The organism is Niabella aquatica, assembly GCF_054779315.1.
Genome location: NZ_BAAGYM010000006.1, coordinates 14,067 through 33,393 on the forward strand (window position 1 = coordinate 14,067; position 19,327 = coordinate 33,393).

General features: G+C 42.9%; 16 protein-coding genes. 2 read left to right on the plus strand and 14 right to left on the minus strand.

The window, feature by feature from the left end:
• Positions 1–430: 430 nt before the first annotated feature.
• The 4 genes from ACYVBM_RS05925 to ACYVBM_RS05940 all read right to left on the minus strand — a co-directional run bounded on the left by ACYVBM_RS05925 (position 431) and on the right by ACYVBM_RS05940 (position 4,006).
• Positions 431–1,612: a FecR family protein gene (locus ACYVBM_RS05925; protein ID WP_460684710.1), complete on the minus strand. Its 1,182-nt coding sequence runs from the start codon at positions 1,610–1,612 to the stop codon at positions 431–433.
• A gap of 92 nt (positions 1,613–1,704) precedes the next feature.
• The gene (locus ACYVBM_RS05930; protein WP_460684711.1) at positions 1,705–2,289 is read right to left on the minus strand and encodes an RNA polymerase sigma factor; all 585 of its coding nucleotides are present in this window, start codon (positions 2,287–2,289) and stop codon (positions 1,705–1,707) included.
• Between the two features lie 364 nt (positions 2,290–2,653).
• Positions 2,654–2,863, minus strand: a complete 210-nt coding sequence (locus tag ACYVBM_RS05935) for a hypothetical protein (protein ID WP_460684712.1) — start codon at positions 2,861–2,863, stop codon at positions 2,654–2,656.
• Positions 2,864–2,923: 60 nt separating this feature from the next.
• Entirely contained in the window at positions 2,924–4,006 is a 1,083-nt protein-coding gene (locus ACYVBM_RS05940; RefSeq protein WP_460684713.1) for a DOMON domain-containing protein, read from the minus strand.
• A gap of 475 nt (positions 4,007–4,481) precedes the next feature.
• On the opposite strand from ACYVBM_RS05940, the gene ACYVBM_RS05945 reads away from it, so the two are divergent.
• Positions 4,482–6,515, plus strand: coding sequence for a beta-L-arabinofuranosidase domain-containing protein (locus ACYVBM_RS05945; protein ID WP_460684714.1), 2,034 nt, complete (start codon positions 4,482–4,484; stop codon positions 6,513–6,515).
• 27 nt (positions 6,516–6,542) lie between these two features.
• Here ACYVBM_RS05945 and ACYVBM_RS05950 read toward each other — a convergent pair whose 3' ends face one another.
• The 7 genes from ACYVBM_RS05950 to ACYVBM_RS05980 form a co-directional block, all read right to left on the minus strand.
• Entirely contained in the window at positions 6,543–7,631 is a 1,089-nt protein-coding gene (locus ACYVBM_RS05950) for an SGNH/GDSL hydrolase family protein (RefSeq protein ID WP_460684715.1), read from the minus strand.
• 232 nt (positions 7,632–7,863) lie between these two features.
• Complete coding sequence (locus tag ACYVBM_RS05955) at positions 7,864–8,145, minus strand: hypothetical protein (protein WP_460684716.1); 282 nt, start codon at positions 8,143–8,145, stop codon at positions 7,864–7,866.
• 531 nt (positions 8,146–8,676) lie between these two features.
• Entirely contained in the window at positions 8,677–9,291 is a 615-nt protein-coding gene (locus ACYVBM_RS05960) for a sulfatase-like hydrolase/transferase (RefSeq protein ID WP_460684717.1), read from the minus strand.
• A 96-nt stretch (positions 9,292–9,387) separates the two neighbouring features.
• Positions 9,388–10,779, minus strand: coding sequence for a sulfatase family protein (locus ACYVBM_RS05965; RefSeq protein ID WP_460684718.1), 1,392 nt, complete (start codon positions 10,777–10,779; stop codon positions 9,388–9,390).
• A gap of 116 nt (positions 10,780–10,895) precedes the next feature.
• Positions 10,896–12,572, minus strand: a complete 1,677-nt coding sequence (locus tag ACYVBM_RS05970) for an arylsulfatase (protein WP_460684719.1) — start codon at positions 12,570–12,572, stop codon at positions 10,896–10,898.
• A 627-nt stretch (positions 12,573–13,199) separates the two neighbouring features.
• Entirely contained in the window at positions 13,200–14,423 is a 1,224-nt protein-coding gene (locus ACYVBM_RS05975; protein WP_460684720.1) for a sulfatase family protein, read from the minus strand.
• Between the two features lie 8 nt (positions 14,424–14,431).
• Positions 14,432–15,136, minus strand: coding sequence for a family 43 glycosylhydrolase (locus tag ACYVBM_RS05980; protein WP_460684721.1), 705 nt, complete (start codon positions 15,134–15,136; stop codon positions 14,432–14,434).
• On the opposite strand from ACYVBM_RS05980, the gene ACYVBM_RS05985 reads away from it, so the two are divergent.
• Positions 15,122–15,523 carry a helix-turn-helix domain-containing protein gene (locus tag ACYVBM_RS05985; protein WP_460684722.1) on the plus strand — a complete coding sequence of 134 codons (402 nt, stop codon included), beginning with the start codon at positions 15,122–15,124 and terminating at the stop codon, positions 15,521–15,523. The genes ACYVBM_RS05980 and ACYVBM_RS05985 overlap by 15 nt on opposite strands.
• 87 nt (positions 15,524–15,610) lie before the next feature.
• Here ACYVBM_RS05985 and ACYVBM_RS05990 read toward each other — a convergent pair whose 3' ends face one another.
• The 3 genes from ACYVBM_RS05990 to ACYVBM_RS06000 all read right to left on the minus strand — a co-directional run bounded on the left by ACYVBM_RS05990 (position 15,611) and on the right by ACYVBM_RS06000 (position 19,028).
• The gene (locus ACYVBM_RS05990) at positions 15,611–16,288 is read right to left on the minus strand and encodes an ankyrin repeat domain-containing protein (protein WP_460684723.1); all 678 of its coding nucleotides are present in this window, start codon (positions 16,286–16,288) and stop codon (positions 15,611–15,613) included.
• A gap of 572 nt (positions 16,289–16,860) precedes the next feature.
• The gene (locus ACYVBM_RS05995) at positions 16,861–17,616 is read right to left on the minus strand and encodes a helix-turn-helix transcriptional regulator (RefSeq protein WP_460684724.1); all 756 of its coding nucleotides are present in this window, start codon (positions 17,614–17,616) and stop codon (positions 16,861–16,863) included.
• 350 nt (positions 17,617–17,966) lie between these two features.
• Positions 17,967–19,028 carry a hypothetical protein gene (locus ACYVBM_RS06000; RefSeq protein ID WP_460684725.1) on the minus strand — a complete coding sequence of 354 codons (1,062 nt, stop codon included), beginning with the start codon at positions 19,026–19,028 and terminating at the stop codon, positions 17,967–17,969.
• Between the last annotated feature and the right edge of the window lie 299 nt (positions 19,029–19,327).

The window sequence follows — 19,327 nt, forward strand, 5'->3', positions numbered from 1 at the left end:
TTTATGCTACAGGCAAGCAGTTTTCAACCGCTGGTATATAGTAATATCCCTCTGGTTTAAAAGAGGGTGGGTCGGTTTTCATTTTTTTATTTTCCCATATATTGAATTACCTGCAGGTAAGTTATCTCCGCCATCTGTTCCGTGCATTAATGGTAATGAGTATGGTTACTAAGGATGAGGACCTGCATAGCTGATGGATTTGCGGAAGAATTTCTCAGGAAAACGGATTTTATTATATAGCTGCTTTTGAACCGGATATGAGTATGGGTTCCAAGCCTATAATAATAACAGTAGAGATAAAGCCTGCTGCACGACTTTCAAAAATCGTTCTACTTCTTTGCAGAAGTATCCGCTCATTTTTCATAGTCGATATCCCTTGCCGGCAGGTACGGCTAAATGCAGTCAGTAGGATTGTTTACAAGAAAGCTTCTTATTCTATTAGATATATTTTTCTTCCTTCTGTTTTAAAGTGAATATTACCAACGATTTCCAGCATTTGCAATACTTTATCCAGTGTTTTTTTTCTCTCTACTTTGCCATAAAACAGATTGTCTGGTAAGCGATCATAAACAAATTCTACATCATACCATTTGCTTATCTGCTCTTCAACAGTTTTGAAATCGGTATTGTCAAACACAAAATACCCATCTTTCCAGGCTGCCGCTGTCTCCGGATTTTGTTTGTTTGCCACTATTATTTCATCTTTATTAACGGTTAAGTACGACTCCTGGCCCGGCTTCAGCACTTTTGTTACTCGCCCATTGGATAGTCGTATACGTCCTTCAATCAATGTGGTTTTTATCCGAGTATTGTCTGCATCGGTATTCACTACAAAATGAGTTCCCAGCACTTCAATAGATTGTCCACCTGAAAATACTTTAAACGGCCTGTGTGCATCTTTGGCAACTTCAAAGTACACTTCTCCCCGGGCCGTTACCCTGCGTTCCTTTTTTGCAAAAGCTACTTGAAACTCCACTGAGGAGCGGGCATTCAGCCACAGTTTTGAACCATCCGGCAATACTACGCTGCACTCACCCCCAACAGGTGTTGTAAGGGTGTTATGTAGCGCTTCTACATTTTTTGTTCTGGCAGACAACTCATATTTGATAGCTCCATCGGCGGTCCTTGAGATCAGGACCCCGTTTTTGTTATATAGTACTTCGTTTGAGCCGGTGTTCAGGTTAATAGTAGTGCCATCCGATAATTTAATAGAGGCTTTTTCGGTCCCGGGCAGTACAGCCTTTTCGGTTTTCACGGTTTGCTGCCCCACAGAGTCTGTTTCAGGATAAAACCAGTAAAGGCCACCGCAGATCAATACAACGGCAGCCGCAACGTGAAACCACCATCGTTTCCAGAATACCACGCGTATTTTTGTTTCTGCGGTTACGGCATCCAGTAAAAGTTTTTTAATGCGATTACTCTGCTGCACCGTTATTCTGTTTTTTTCTTTGTCCTCATTTTCATAATAGCGGCTGTGAATTTCATACAGTAACAACCGGTTCGATTCATTGCTACTTAAAAAGTTCATTAAAACGGCCATTTCCTCCGGTGAGCATTCATCGTTGGTATATTTTCTAAGTAACTCTGTGTAGTACTGAATGTCCCTCTCCATTGAAAATAATTGTTTTGCCGTTATTATATAATATCCCCCCCGTCTGAAATAGGGTGGGTCTGCTAGAGTTTTTCTTTTTGGAAATGAAGTATTTAAATGATTGACAGCAAAATCAACAATACCAGTAGCTGAAAATCGATATATTGATTTAAATACAATTTAATGGTTTTCGTTGCCAGTATCATATGTTCTTTTACCGTGTTCTTTGAAATACCTAATTCTTCCGCCACACGGTCATAGCTTTTTCCATCTTCACGGCACATCTGAAATACTTTCTTTCGTTGGGGGGGCAGGTGTTCAATGGCCTTTAATAAAATGTTTTCATATTCTTTCCATCGCAGCTGGTCCTCACCCGGCCCGGTTTGTAAGCAAGACACCAATTGGATACGCTCTAAAAAAAACTGCTGCCTGGCGGTTTTTTTCAGCGTTTTAAAAACACAGTTCCTGGATATCTTATACAAGTAGGCCTGAAATGACTGACTGCTGTCAATTTTTGCTCTTACTCTCCATAATGTCAGAAATACTTCCTGTAAAATATCTTCAGCAAGTTCCGGAATTTTTACAAAGCGAAGTATAAAGGCATACAACCGTTCATGGTACAGATCATAGATTTGGGTATAAGCCCGTACATCACTATTTTTTAATCTTTCAATAAGTGCAGTTTCTTCCGTTTTCATTTAACCTATATGACAAGTTCCGGTATATAATTCAGCAAAGCATAGAATAATACCCTATCAAAACTAATCAAAAGATATTCCCCTGCCATCCTGCACTGTTATGGCTTTTCCAAAAATATATTAAATCCCTTCCTGTGTTAACCGGTGTCATTTCAAATGAGACTATTTACATAATCAGTCATCATTCATGCTCCTTTTGCCCGTCTTCATACGAATAAAAACAGGTTCCGGGCTTCTTTACATTTTACTACCATCCCCGCTTCCGGCCCTTCCCAACCTGGAAGTGCGCTTACCGATCCCAACACCGGATTTATCCTCTGCACGGTATAGTACATATATCCTATCATTTTTCACTGCCGCCGGGTTAAACATATCGCCTGCCTCCCCAGGCCAGCTTTTTCTGACTCACAGGATCGAGAAAAACACTTTGCGGGCCGGGAAAAAGAATGTGATTGACATTCGCCGGGCTTTTGAATGGACCTAAAAACCAATCGGGAAGCTGATGCCGCGCCGTTGCAAACAGCACAACAGGAGAACCTGTCAGAAACAGTAACTTTAAACTATTATTGTTCATTAATTACAAATTTTAATATTACAGCGTGCAACCGTCAATTGACCGTGTCAAACCTATGCTCTAAAGTTCGTTAACCGGAGTCCACTTTGCTGTACTTGTTGATGAGGTGTTCACGATAGCATCTTCCCCGTTCCGGCTATCTGTAATGGAAAAGTTGACAAGTAACTGACCTGAAAGGATATTCAATTTTGAACGGGGGATAGCAATTTCAACAATATACCCAAGATCTTTATCGCTATTGTTTGAAACAGTACCCTTATAGGCAGCTTTCGCTGTTGCACCAAAGCTACCATTTACCCAACCGCCATTATATACAAAAGACTGTTTCAGTCCACTAAAAGCGACATTCAACTTGTATGCGCCTTCGTTCAATTGTTCATTACTTGAATTGGGACTTATAAAGATAGTAGCGTAATCATTACTCGAAATAAAATCATCTAACACCTCTACAAGAAAATAAACGCTGTCAGCACCAACCGATACCCGGAGTGTTGCCTGGGCCTGCGATTTTTGGCCAACAAAAACGGCCTCATCAGTATCTTTCCATTCAGAATTGTCACCATCAACTTTTACACTTCTTTTTGTTGCATTGATGCAGTGGTTCAGAATAAACTTAGATAACATTACCTGTCCGGCAGAGGTGTTCGGCATGGCTCCGATAATCTGGTGACTATCCACCATCTCTAATGTACCCCAATATCCTTTGCCGGGAAATGGCAGGTAGGGATCGCTGAAAATCCGACCTTTTGCATCTCCCATTCTTATATTAAACGCGGACGACAAATTGTAAGAAACAACTGTTTCGCCGGAGGCAAATTGCCTGATACAGGGCCCGCTGCCCTTAAAAGCACGATCATTGCGATCTTGCGGACCTTCCTGATCTGGAGTCATAGGTGCCCATTCGCTGTCTTCGCCGGAGTAAGCGAACGATATATAGTAATTGCCGCCACCTGTATTAGCTTCCATAGCTGCCGCCAGTTCGACGCTGTTGTTAAGCTTTATCACCGAAGGCATTTGATTGTTGAAGAACGTTTGCCCGCTGTACATATATTTTGTACGCAATACATAGTAAGGAAGGCCTCCAAAAGCCGGGGTCCAGGCTTTTCCATTGTCATTGGACACAACCATTGCGGTACCTCTCATTTCCTTGGGTAAGCAAAGAAATAAGATCTTCCTCTCCGTATATGTTTTTGTCATTATGCAAGGTCGAACATCATTTACAGCAAAGTGATCGGCGTTTTTTTAGTAATTGAGAAAGCAGTCGCTTATGCTAATATACAAAAATCTGGTAACACGTTCTTACGCTCAAGAATGCAAAAATCCCAAAGACAAGCGTACATTCGATTTCAAAGCAATTGATGTGTTTAATTAAGCAAAACTTTACTACTGCAAGTAGTAAAAATTTAGTAGCATAATTTGTTCATTTTTTTGTCGAATCGTTCCAAAAAATAAAATTATACTTTTCAGAAGCCAGCAACGGTTCAAATAAAGCATTTGCACCGTATATTTATCTGGTCTTAATACAACAGCATTTAAATCCTGATGTGCTGTTTGCCATAAAAGCTAAAGATTGTTCGATAAACGAATTCATAATTAAAACGGGTACTTTATTCAAATTATGAGATTACTGATCATGTTAACCGCTGTTTTCCTGGGAGTGATAATTCAAACAACGGCACAGGTTAATGAATCAAAGAACCAGGCAAGTGAAAATAACTCATCCTTAAGACAGAATCCTTACCGGGAACTGCCTTTAGGCGCCATTAAAGCCAACGGGTGGCTGAAAGAAATGCTGGTACGTCAAAAAAACGGCGCCACCGGTAAGCTGGATCAACTATACCCGGCTGTGATGAGCAACCGCAACGGCTGGCTGGGTGGTGATGGCGACCAATGGGAACGCGGTCCATACTGGCTTGACGGGCTATTGCCACTTGCCTATCTGCTCAACGACAAAGAACTTATAGCCAAAACAAAGCCATGGATAGAATGGACCATTAACAGCCAGCAGGCAAACGGCTATTTCGGGCCTTCTAAAGATTACGCTCCCGAGCAGGGAATACAAAGGGACAATAGCCAGGACTGGTGGCCCAAAATGGTCATGCTGAAAGTATTAAAACAGTATTATTCTGCCACCAATGATCAGCGCGTTATCAAATTAATGACCAATTATTTCCGATACCAGTTAAAAGAGCTGCCAGCTAAACCATTGGATCACTGGACTTTCTGGGCCAGGTACCGCGGTGGTGATAACCTGATGCTGGTTTATTGGCTTTATAACATTACAGGGGATGCTTTTTTATTGGAACTCGGCGACCTGATTCACAAACAAACTTTCGATTACACAACTGCTTTTCTCGACAGGAAACTTTTATCGACCCAGGGAAGTATTCACTGCGTAAACCTGGCGCAGGGGTTTAAAGAACCTGTTATATATTACCAGCGCCGCCCCGAACAAAAATACCTCGATGCCATTAAAACGGGATTTGAAGACCTGTATCAATTTAACGGGCTTGCCCATGGTTTATTTGCAGGCGATGAAGCTTTGCATGGAAATAATCCAACCCAGGGATCGGAATTTTGTTCGGCTGTGGAAATGATGTTTTCACTGGAAAGTATGCTTGAAATTACCGGCCAGGTCAGGTTTGCAGATCAACTGGAAAAAATTGCCTTCAACGCGCTTCCCGCACAGGCCTCTGATGATTTTATGACACGCCAGTATTTTCAGCAAGCCAACCAGGTGATGGGCACCAATAAAATGCGCAACTTTCAAACCAACCACGATGGTACAGACCTTTGTTATGGCCTGTTATCCGGATTTCCATGCTGCACGGCAAATATGCACCAGGGCTGGCCGAAATTTACCCAGAACCTTTGGTACGCTACAGCAGACGGAGGTATTGCTGCACTTGTATATGCTCCCGGCGAAGTAAGCACCAAGGTAGCAGGCGGTACAATAGTATCGGTTAAAGAAGAAACTCATTATCCGTTTGGCGAGGATATAAGGTTCACGATTACCTTACCACAAAAAAAAGAAGATATCCGGTTCCCTTTTCATTTAAGAATTCCTTCCTGGTGTAAAAAAGCTGTTATCAAAATAAATGGACAGGAATGGGAACAGCCTGAAGGCAACCAGGTAGTAATAATGGAAAGAAAATGGATGTCCGGGGATGTGGTTGAACTAAAGTTGCCTATGCACATCTTCCGTAATACGTGGGCAGAAAACTCCATCTCGGTTGAACGGGGGCCGCTTGTATATGCGCTGAAAATTGAAGAAGAAATGAAACTTGTAAAGAACGAGAATTACCCCGACGGATATGGCGGCGCAGATTTTTACGAGGTTCACCCCAAAAGTCCCTGGAATTACGGGCTTTTAGCTACTGGTCGTGAAAAAAAAATGGAAGACCTTTATCATTTTGAATCGAGAGGCATGGTTGATATTTATCCGTGGAATCTTGAAAATACCCCGGTAAGCATTAAAACGAAGGGGCGCAGAATTCCTTCATGGCAGCTGTATAACGATATGGCAGGCCCGCTGCCTTATAGTATTACCTATCGCTTTGAGTCTGCAAAAGAGGAAGAAGATATCATGCTTGTACCGTATGGTTGTACAAATTTGCGTATCTCGCAGTTCCCGGTGTTAGGTGGCAACTAAAAAAAGTGATAATTGTTTTTCTGTAAGTCAGAGTCCATGACGACGCAGTATTTTTAAAATAGTTGGCTGAATCTTTTTCAACATCCTGTCAAATCCGAGGTCGTTGGGATGAATGCCATCTGTTGTTCCTTCCTGGTCATTGCCCAAAAGGCCATCCGCGCTGATCAGGTATAAGTTGCTGTCGTGCTGCTGTAATTTATTAATTTCCTGTTTGAAGTACCGGTCTTTTAAGGCTACTCTTTCTGCAACTTTTGTATCGAAATTACCTTTCTCGCGCGCAACACTCTGAATAGCAATGATAGGCGCTTTGGGGTGGAATTTGCGGATCGCATTTACAAGATTCGCCGTTCGCGCCAATACTTCCTCCGGAGAAGGATTGGGTACGCAATCCAGGATAAAAGCATCCATAGGCCAGGGAGCGATCATATTTGCTACCGCTGGTTCCATTTTCGCATTGCCGCTGAAACCGAGATTGATGAAGTTATAGCCTGTTTCGCGGGAAAGCCTTGCAGGATACGCTAACCCCGGCCTGCTTGCAGATGCGCCCTGGACAATACTGGATCCATAAATTAATATGTTTTTTCTGAATGGATTATCCCCGGGAGTGATCACGGCTTCCGCATCTATACCGATTTCAAGAGACAACGTTTCGTCATAAGTAGGAAGGAAGAGCAGGCATGTTTTTTCACCCGGAGCCATCTGTTCAACCATAACAGCCTCCGAACAATCGTGCGATTTCGGGCGGGCAACGCCGGCATATTGCCAGCGGCCATCACGCCTGATATAAAGATCCATTCCCTCAAAAGCAATGCCCGTCATATTATCACCCGGAACCCGTGAAGCAGTGCACCATTTCGCCGAAATTTTCGAACTGTTGGTTTTAAAGCTGATTGCCAATCCTGCAGAATTGGTAGCGAGCGACTTGACATTTCGAGTAATTTCCGGATAAGCCGCTGTATCCAGCCGATGGTAAAATGGTCCTTCATTGCGGGCCTTACCAATTAAAGTAAGCGTTCTCGCATCAGTGAAAACAATTCCCGACTGCTGCTGCGCCAATACAGCAATGGGTGAGCCAATAATAAAACAAATCACTTTCCAATAAATAAATTTAGCCATTTGCTTTTTTTTAAGTCACCAAGGTAACAATTTTTATGTGTCAGTGTCAAGTCTACTTTTCTCAACAAATGCCAGGCTGAGGTACAAATAAAAGCGTTTAATTTATGCTTAAGGCATTCAGGTTAGTCAGCACGCCTATATAACTATAGATCCTAAAACAAGCCCGGGCAGCAAGAACAAGATGTTTTACAAAAACCTGTCAGGTAAAATTCCAGGTGTTAAAAGATAACATTTAGAACCGGTGGCTGATACTAATCCTCATATTTCTTCTTGCCTCAACGATATAGGTATAATAAGGTACCGCACCTTTTGCAACCAACGCCTTAGACGGGCTGCTTATCGAACCCGCTGTCATCAACCGCTGGTGATTGAACAGATTATTTACCAACAAAGAAATTCCATAACGTCCTTTCCGATAACTCAAACCGCCATCAGCCCTAAAGTAATTTGGGAAATTAGGATCTTTGGTAGTGCCGGTATATCGGTCAATTAAGGCCTGAACCCCTCCCATCAAATATAGAGTTCTATACGCACTAACATTAAAGGAACAGCTGATAAAGTAAATCTGTGATTTACTTTTCTCTTTATTGCACCGAGTAGAAAAAGAATTGACGGACAAAGGAGAATGAAAAAATTATTTTTGTATTTCTTTTTACTCGAAATCCTATCCTGACAGTCCGTTATTTCGCAGAACTTCAAACAATCCTCAACCATTTGGTTCGTTAATTTCCCCGAATTCGCTACTATTCGGGATTTTTAACCTAAAAAATGAGAATTCCCGATTCTGTTTTCTTCATATTTATTTGATGAATTGTAAGTTATAAGAACAAAAGCTATTTATTTTTTTGCTCCGGCATTTGTGTTTTTATGCATTATAAAGATACCTTCAGGAAATGCTGCAGTAACTTTTGAGCACTTGTACTATTTCAGCCTGTCAGGTGTACAGGTTTGTCGTTTGCCCAGATCTTTTTCCATCTCATATACTTATATAAAGGCAGGTGCATTTGTTTGTCTGCAATGGGTCGTTATATACCTCTGTATATTTTTAAAGCCGGTAATTTAGATTTGTCATATCCAGCGTGTCATTGAATTGCTTTTGTTGTGCCAGTAATTCTTCGAACAGCGCCTTAATTGTTGATTTGTATTTTTTATTAGCCGAAAGGTCATGCATCTCTTCCGGATCATTTTTTAAATCGAATGAAAGTTTTCTTGAGCTGCTCAACGAAACTATTTCCAATGCCATACTGGATACAGAACTAGATGTAGAAAGACTTTCAAAAATGATGAACATGAGCAGGAAGGTTACACTCTGGTCATTGATATTCCACCTGTATGCCGGCACCCCGTAATCGTAGGCAGCACTGTCTTCCGGATCGTTGGTCATATGCCCGATCCCTGCCTGGTGCGCATACAGCCCTGTTACCAGGGAAGCGCGGGTGGGGCAACACCGGGCCCCGTTGTAAAACTGCCGGAAGCGAAGGCCATTTGCTGCAAGCCGGTCCAGGCTGGGCGTTTTTATTTCTGAACCATAACAGCCAATATCTGCATAACCCATATCATCTGCCATTATTAATATTATGTTGGGTCGCTTATCCTGCGCAAAAAGAAATACAGATTGAAGCAGCAATAAAACCACTGGCAAAGCATATCTATGTTTCATTATTCTATTTTATCTTTTAAATGGTATAAGGGACCTGCACACACTACTGCCGTTCTAAAAAGCGCAGGCTGCGTAATTATGATCTATTAATTTTTATTACTTTTTCCTTTTTATAGGTTTATCCATTGCTGCTCCTGTGTCACCCTGCTCTTGCATCCATTGCGTTAGCTGTGATTCATATTTTTTTATAAGCGATCTATACGATGGCTTTGAAGCAAGGTTATCTAATTCATATGGATCTTTAACAATATCATAAAACTCTATTGCAGGCCGGTGCGCAATACGCGTTACCAGTTTCATGTCTTTTTCGCTATTTGCAGCTTTGGCAACCCATGTGGTCCAGGCAAGATCCTGGCGCTCCGTATTCATCATATATTTTATATAATAAGCAGCGTCCGGTATAAGGTTAACCAGCAATTTATATTTATGGTCCCTTACGCTCCGTATGGGATAAGCAGGCCCTTCAGGAATGTTATTATGTATGCCAAACGCAACATCGCGATGTTCGGTTTTCTTTCCTTCTAATACTTGCTTAAAACTTTTTCCATCCAAGCCTTTAACAGGAGCCCCACCTGCAATGTCTATAAGTGTTGGCGTTATATCTTCATACTGGACAATAGCCCCTGTTTGAGTATTAGACTTAACAGTACCTGGCCACTTCACGATCATAGAACTTTTTTGGCCATTATCATACAAATTCCATTTTCCGCCAGGGAATTGCTCTCCCTGTTCTCCCAGGAAAATAACGATGGTGTTATCATCCCCACCTGTTTCATGTAAAAGTTTCACAAAGTCACCTACCTGGTTATCCAGCCGACGAACTTCTGCAAGGTATTTACAAAACTGTTTTCTGGTAAGATCAGTATCTACCCAATGTGCAGGCAATTTCAACTTGTGCGGATCAAATTCTGAAGGGTCGCCAACCGTCCAGGGAGCATGGGGGTTGATACTCATTATAAACAAACAATACGGCTCCGGCTGTTGAATATACGTGCTGATACTATCTAAAAAATATTCGTCTGTTGGGGAGGTACAACCCGTCTCAAAACCCGGAACAATATCAAAGGGAAAGACCGATACAGGTTTTGTTACGTGGTCTTTTCCGGTAAGCCCTACCCTGTAACCAACATTTTTAAGATAATGTGCTACACTTTTAAGATTGTCATATACAGGTTTATGATTTTGATACGATCCATTACGTGCAGGAAATAAACCAGTGAATAAAGACGCCCGCGTTGGCACGCACATTGCTTCAGAAGTAATTATTGAATTAAACTTTAGGCCCTCTTCAGCCAGCTTATCAATATGTATCGTTTTTAAATTTTCACCTCCATAACAGCTTAGCTGCCGGGAATCCAGATCATCGGCCATGATGATGATGATATTGGGTCGTGGGTCCTTTTTATCAGCGGCATGGATCACCTGGCAAATGAATACTGCTGCAATGGAGAGCACTGCCTGCAAACAGGTTTTAAAATGTAACAGCATAATTATTCTATTTTGTTATTTTAAAATATAAGACACTTTTGTACCGGCCTTCCCGCTGCCGGTCAACGCTGATCCCCAAAAATCAAAAGCCTGATAGTGGCCTGAACCGGTAGCAATTACTGCTTCCGTTTTGGCAATACATGATGTTGCTGTGCCCACTCGTTCCACATTCCGGAAAGGGTCTTCACTTTATCCGGGTATTGTGAAGCCAGGTCATTTGTTTCTGCAGCATCATTGATCATATTGTAGAGGCTCCATTGCCGGGTTCCTTTGGGCATTACCAGCTTCCAGCCGTCCTGGCGTACATATTTACTGCCTTCATGTTCGTTAAACAGGATGTTATGCCCCTTACTTTTTCCTCCCTTTAAAGCGGCTGCAAAACTATTGCCGGCAAGCGGAAGGATGGCATTACCATTGTACGTTTGGGGATAAGAAGCTTTTGCCAGATCTACAAACGTGGCCATAAAATCCATTACGTGGCTAACCCTATCTACTTTTCCGCCTTTATTTTTTATTCCCTTTGGCCAGTAAATGATAGTGGGCGTGCGAACGCCGCCTTCTGTAGATTGCGATTTCCACAGCCGGTATGGCGTGTTGGCCACATTTGCCCAATCCGGTCCAATGGAGAAGTAGGTGGTTTGCGGGCCAGGCAATACACTCTTATCCGTGTTGTAGGCAATCTTTCGACCGTCTCTTGTTTCCCCCGGCCGGTCAAAACCCGGGCCATACCGCTCACACAATTCTGCGCTGGCCCCGTTATCGCTCAGGAAAACAACGATTGTATTGTCTAACGTGCCGGTCTCTTTCAGCGTCGCAATAATTTTTCCGATCCCCTGGTCCATACGGTCAATCATTGCCGCGTGTACCGCCATGGCACGGGCATCCCATTCTTTATGCGGATTGCTTTCCCAGCTTGTTTCGGCCGGATGTCTTGGAGACAATTTCGTTACTTTCGGATCAATCAGTTTAAGTTCAACCATTCTTTTATACCGCTGCTCCCTTATGGCTTCCCAGCCCTTTGTATAGGTATCTTTATATTTCTCTATATCTTCAGGCAATGCCTGTAATGGCCAGTGCGGAGCGTTATGTGCCACGTACAGGAAGAAAGGCTGGTCTCCTTTGCTGAACTCCCTGATGTAATCGGAAGCTTTTTGATTAATGGCATCCGTATGGTAGTAGCCCCTGGGCACCTCTTTGATCGGCGTGGTTCCCTCTACCAGGCTGAAGGGATCAAAAAAGTCCACCACGCCCCATATCGTTCCATAAAATTTTTCAAAGCCGCGGCTGGTCGGGTACTGGTCGATCGGTGAAAACAGCGGGTGCTGTTCCTGGTGGCTCAGCCATTTTAACTGTGCTGCCGGCGTTGGCTGGGTAAGCGTATTGGATACATGCCATTTGCCGGACATAGCGGTACGGTATCCTGCCTGTTTCAACACCTCTGCAATGGTTACCGTATTTTTGCCCAGGTGCCCTTTATAGGCCTGGTCATCCTGGTGAGTGGTCATGGCGCCAATTCCGGCATCATGATTGTAAAGCCCCGTCAGCAGGGAGGCCCGGGTGGGACAGCACCGGGAAATATTATAGAACTGTGTAAACTGCAACCCTCCTTTGGCCAGGTTGTCCAGGTTGGGCGTATGAATTTCCCCACCGAAACAGCCCAGGTCCGAGTAACCCAGGTCATCTGCAAGGATCAATACAATATTGGGTCTTTTGTCTTTTTTGGAACGGCCGCTCGTTTGTGCAAATCCTGCATGCGCCGCCACAAGTAAAATCACTAAGAAATACTTTTTCATAACTGGCTTTTAGCTTTTGTCTTTTATCGATCCGTCAAAAATAATCATCCTCCAACCACACTGCTGATCATATTCTGTTTAATTTGTCTCATATAGAAGATTCAAATGATCATTGTTCCGCTCCTTATTGATACATTAACCCCGGCAAAACAGATCGAACAGGGTCAGGGAAGCGACGGTACAAGGATACCCGCTCTTAGATTACTCCGCCGGGGAGCAGACAGGGGCTGCAGATCATCGCAAAAATCACGGACCGGGTCTCCCAAATGTACAACGCCCCGCGATTGAGCAACAGCACATTTTCCATCTGCGTTCAAGAATACTCACCAAAACAAATACACAAAAAAAAGGCTGATAACGATCCCGATAAGCATTGTTCCTGCTGCCCCTATCCTGTTGCATCTATCGTCTATTATCTAATGTCTACCCCCTTACCTCAATCTTCATTAGCTGCATGTTTGGGCTGCCGGCTCAATGCCTCCATTTCCGTTTCTGCCCCTTTATCGCCCTGCTGCTTCATAAAGCCCTGCAGCTTTGCCCGCAGGTCTGCTTTCACTTTCTGATAACGGGTATCCGCTGCCAGGGATCCCGGATCACATCATACAACTCCTCTGCCGGCCGTACTACTTATTGCATGGCCCTTGCCGAATCCTTTTGCAGCCATTGTTTGAACAAGGGGGAATGGGTCACCACATTGGAAAAACGGTTTTCAGCATTCAGGTTTTGTATATAGAGATATTTTTCATTCCTTACGGACCGGTTGGCATAGGCTTCGCTGCCCCTGAGGATCCCACGGGTAGTATTTACCCCAAACACGCAATCCCTGAACTGCTTACGCGCCCCGGTAAGCACTGTTTTAAAAGAAGTGCCGTCAAAGCCGGTATACCCGTTTGCATCCCTGGAGCCCGTATTGATCTTTGAAGGCGTTCCCCCGGCAATATCAATCAATGTGGGCAATATGTCGGTATATTGTACCATTGCCGGGTTGCGGGTGCCCGGCTTTACCATCCCCGGCCAACGGACAATGAACCCCGAACGCAGACCCTGATCGTACAGTGTCCACTTTGAAAACGGGAAAGCGTTTCCCTGCTCCGTTGCCAGCATCACAATGGTATTTTCCTTTTTGCCGGACCGGTCAATCATATCCAGGCAAACGCCCACCAGACTATCCAGGTAACTGATCTCTGCAAAATAATGTACCATATCTTCCCTCGTCATTTTGGTATCGATCATATTGGAATACAGGTGGATCTTTTCGGAGTCGTAGGCCTCCGGGTTTCCCCGGTTCCAGGGTGTATGTGGCTGGTTACTGGTAAACATCAGGAAAAAAGGGCTGCTGCCGGATTCCCGGATGTATTGCTCCGCTTTTGAAAGATCCACATCCTGCCCCTTTCCGTTATCGTTTTCCCTGCCGCCCAGGAAATCGAAGGGAAAAGCGGCCAGCGGGCCAAAATGTTTTTTCCCGATCAATGCCGTCCGGTAACCCAGCTCTTTCATATAAACCGGCAGGGTCTTAATGCCCGGGTAGATCTGGCTGTGATTGGGATAAGCACCGTTGCGCACAGGCCCCAGACCGGTCAGCAGGTTCTGTCTTGTTGGGGCACAAATCGGTATCACGTTATACATATTATCCAGGCAAAGGCCTTCTTCTGCCAGCCGGGACATATTGGGTGTATGCACCTGTTTGCTTCCGTAGGGTGCAATGTCTTTCATGGCCAGGTCATCAGCCATGATAAAGACAATATTGGGTTTTCCTGTTTTTTCCTGTGCCGCCATAGCGCCCACAGGAACCAGCAGCAGCAAGATCCGTACGATGAGCCGCCTGGTCTTTTGCATATTCCTGTTCATCATTTCCAGGATTAAAATTTTTGTACTTCGTCTGGGCCCGGTGTTGCATAGTCGGCGTCCTTTGCCCGGATGCTGAGTGTTCCATCCTTCAGGGTCTTTACTTCAAGCGGTACCAGCGTTACGCCCTGTTTGTTGATCGTATAGGCATCGTCCCGCAGGTCCCGTTCCTGTATTCCTTTTGCATCAAGGGAAGGTACATTGCTGTTATAGAAAGCAGTACACCACCAATTGCCGTCTTTATCCTTGAACGGGGTGCCGTGCCCCAGGAACCGTCCCACAAACTGGCGCGGACCATAAGGGCCTTTCACATGATCTGCTACGGCATAGTAAAGGTTGTACGATCCTCTTCTTCCCTTGTTGGTGGACCAGCCGGTACCAAACAATACATATTTGTTCCCGATCTTTAGCAGGGTGCATCCTTCATGCCCGATGCCCGGCTGCCGGGTACCATCCGGCATTTCCCTCAGGGTAGAGGGATTGATCTCCCGCGGCGCACCTACAAAGCCTGTAAGGTCCGGCGTAAGCTCCACGATTTGTGTATTGCCCCAAACCAGGTATACTTTTCCATCGGCATCCTGGAATAGGGAGGGATCATGCAGCTTTTCCGACCGGTCGCCCAACGGAAAATCATAGGGCCCGCTGATGGTGCTGCCCCTGGTAACAGCCACATTCGATCCGCGTTTTACCGGCCCGGGGGTGGTATGCAGCAGGATCATGCTGCGCATATGCCGTTAGAAGACAACTATATAACCCTGAAAACAAAATCGGACGAGGCTTTTATCCAGCAGCTCAGCAACTACATACACGAGCAGATGGGTAAAAAGAACCTGAGTGTGGACGACCTGGCAGAATATGTAAATATGAGCCGCGCCACCTTTTACCGGAAGCTTAAATCCATATCCAAGCTATCGCCCAAGGATTTTATAGACCGCATCCGCCTGAAGAAGGCCGCCGAACTGATCGCTGAAAATGACAATAAGCTTTTCCAGGTGGCCAATAAAGTGGGCTTCGGATCTCAAAGCTCCTTTGGCAGGAATTTTCAAAAACATTTTAATCTCTCGCCCAAAAAATACTTAGACAACCTGAAAGATAAATGGGATTAATAGCTTATCCCAATCGCCTGAGTAAAAAAAATTTTATTTGCAGGAGCTCTCCATCCAGAAGGGTTTGTTGGTACCAATAATAAAATTCTATGGTTTTAATATAGCTGCTATTTCTTTAAAGCCTCTCTGCTGCGCATGTTGCAATGGCCTTACACCATTGTGATCAGGAATGTCCATTTTTGCTCCCGCATCTTTTAATATTTGAACAATTTCCTGGTATTTCTTGCTGCCATCACCCAAAACAATAGCTTCCATTAGTCCTGTCCAACCCAAACGGTTTACATGGTTCACAGGAAATCCTTTGGTGTTGGCCAGAAGCCTTACCGTTTCAACATGCCCGCGCTCACAGGCTGGTATCAGTGCGGAACCGTTGTACCTGTTGAAAATATCGAACCTTGCACCGTTTTCCAAAAACAGTTTTACCAATTCAGTTTGGCCGTTTGCTCCTGCATAGAGAAAAGGACTATCGAGGTTACCGGCCTGCTGGTTTACGTCAGCCTTATACTTCACCAGCAATTGAGCCATTTCAGTTTGACGGCCATTAACAGCAATGAGCAGCAAATTCCGTTTCCTGTTATCTGTTGTATTGACGCTTGTGCCGTTCTTCAATGCTGTTTCTACGCCTTGCAGATCATTTTTTTCCACTAAGCGTATGATGTCTTTATCTTTCATTGTTCCGGCGTTTACGTGTTGTGTTATTGACGTTGAGCTGCAAGAAATAATGGATAAACGCAATACCAACAATAATAAAATAATTGGTTTCATTTGTTTCAACTTTTTAAAAGCCAATATTCCCCTGATATACCAGCGATGTTACCGGAAGATATACGCGAAATGGTTTGCATTTAAGAAAGCCAGATCCGAGCATTAGGAACCATCTACCTATACGGGCAACTTGCGAAATTTATAAAATAATCCTGAACTAAACAGACAAATTCTTATACAACCCGAACGTGTGCGGAAATGGTATATTGTTCCTGCGGAGGGATATTGAAGATAGAGGAATAGTTGTTTTTTATTTATTGTTGTTCCTTCCAGGCTATTGTTATATACAGAGAGGTACAAAGCATACAAGAGAGGAGACAAATAAAACATCCACCTTTTTAGCATTATGGGCGTTCTTCTCTATTTACAATGCTTACATTTATTTTCTTTTTCTCTAACAAATCGCCGGTCAGGTATTTCACAGAACTTCAAGAAGTTCCCAGCTATCTGGTTCGCTAATTTCCATGATTCGGCTACAACAGGCGGTAATGCTCCAAAATATCACTGCGTCAGTTAATCCGATCAATCCTTTTTTCTATAGCAATATCTATTCGCTATCTCCAATGTAAATTTTACAGGCGCAATATAATCAAATCCTGTTCCAACAAAATGTCTTCTAGCAAAATTTTAAAAAGAAACGCTATTGTCATAATACTGTGAATCAGCTCAACCTTTGCCAGCCTTAGCTTTCTTAAAACATTATACCTGTGTGTTTCGACAGTCCGCTCACTTAAAAAGAGTTTCCTGGAAATTTCTTTTGAACTAAGATTTTTCATTACAAGCTTCCAAATTTCCTTTTCTCTTTTAGTAATTTTCATTACGTCCTGTAAATATGTATTTCCCTGATAACCCAATTCATTGCGGTTAAGAAGTGCGCATTCTGCACTAACGCTCCTAATACATGACTTAAGGTCCTGAACGCTGCAGCTTCTTAAAAGTATTGCCTTAAATCTAAATTCTGAAAAGAGATAGTCATTATAGCTATTAGCAAATGCAATTACACAAAACGTTGAAATAAAAGTACGCTCTCTCGAATTCAGTATCCTGAACTCTTTTTCGAAAGCTTCCAGATTTACAATTAAAACATTAGTATTAAAACATTCCAGCATTACAATACCGTTTTGAATAGTGTCTGTGTTATGCAGTTCATACTCATTTTCTTCAGAGCAATTATGGAGAATATGTTTAATTCCCTCTCTAAATAGCTCAATAGGATGAATGACCAAAAGTCTAAGGGGCGAGGACATAACAGTAAATTTAAATCGCATAAAAATTTTTAAATCAATAGAAGGCCAAGGCATATTCGATGACTCCGATACTACGATCATTCAGCCAAACCAATTCATTATACCAATACAATCAAATCTCTGATCTAAAGTTACAGAATATCATATGTGTTCGACATTTTCATACCCTTTTATTTAATTGCAGCTTACTACCTGTCAATACCAATAACGGCCTTTTTCCCCTTTGATACAATTGATAATTCCTGACCGTCAATGTTAATAACGCTTATCGGTTCATCTAACCGAATATCTATTGCTACTACCATTGTGCAATCATTATAGGTTATTAGTGCTGTTCTTTTTTTAGCAGGATTATAAATATAACCATTATTGCAGAAAAAAATATTTCACGATCAGCAATATCAATAATAGCATTGACTGGTAGGCTAGTGTTACAGTTCTAACTGGCCTGTTTGTACATTTATTTTTGTAACTTCTGCATTCACCTGCTGTCCTTTGAATTCTTTGAGCGTAATAGCATATACATTATCAAACGGATTGCCATAAATACCGCTGATCTGGCTGCCCAAATTCATTAACCAGAACCTTGCCTGGTTCCTTCTTGTGGCAGGATCGATATACTTCGACAGGCACAGACTGTTTCCTCTTACTTCAGCCGGGTAAAGCTGGTTATTGCGACATAAATATAATTCGCTTCCAACAGCAACGGCAAAAGCATTCTCTACAACGTGAAGAGTACTATCGCCTATTTCAAAGCCACTTACATGAACCGTTTTGTTTAATGTATCTACTTTCAGATAAAATTGCCCGTAAGCTGGTTTCAGGAGCTTAAACTCTTCAAAACTCTTGTAAATACCTGGTGGAAAAATACCACTGCTTATAAACTGCAGCTTTTCCTGTTCGGCTTTAATTACCTCACCTTTACTCATTGGTCTACCTGTCTTAATCACAATAGCAGCAGATGAAGAAGAGAGGGCATTCATTATAAGGCCCGCTATATTTTCTCCCGATTTACTCAATCCCAGAGATCGGTTTAAATAAAAATCATCAATGGATCTTGTTTTAGTGTATGATTCTTTTCCCAAAGGGCTTTCGTATATACTTCCCCTTACTTTGGTGAAAGATACTTTCTCATTACCGCCAACCGAGATATCCGTAATTACAATCAATGTTGCAGAACCTGCCTTTACAGCCTTTTCCGCCCCGGCAGAGTTTACCAGCAAGTTCAACCAGTCCTGCCTCGCTGCCGGCGGGTAAACAGCGATACGGTCATTATTTCCTTCGGGGGTTGGTAAATAACCTAAAGTGCTGTCCCCTGCCAGGTCAACAACTTCCAGCACATTACTTATGGAAGCAGCATTCAATTCTTTATGGTAAAGCACCTCTTCGCTTAAAGGCAAGATATATCTTTGTTGCTGCTGCCCCGATAATATGGTGCAGGTGAAAAACTGCATTATAAGCAACAAAAAAACTGGCAGGATCTGGATTTTCATATAGATTGTTTTAACATGAATTAAGCCTTTTAAAAGAAGGAAGTTGATACTGCTTAGCATATTTCAGCAAAGCAAGGATCATGGGTTATTAGCATCAAAGCTATCAACAGTTTATGATAAAAAAAATACGTACCGGTACGTATTTTTTAATAATTTATCGGATTATAATAGCCCGGAAGGAAATCACAATGCTATACGGAGTGCAGGCCCATTGTATAGCTGGATAATGAAGATAAAAAATATTGTCTTCGGTATGATTGAAACTATGCTTACAAAGAAAAAATTCAAAGACTTCTTTA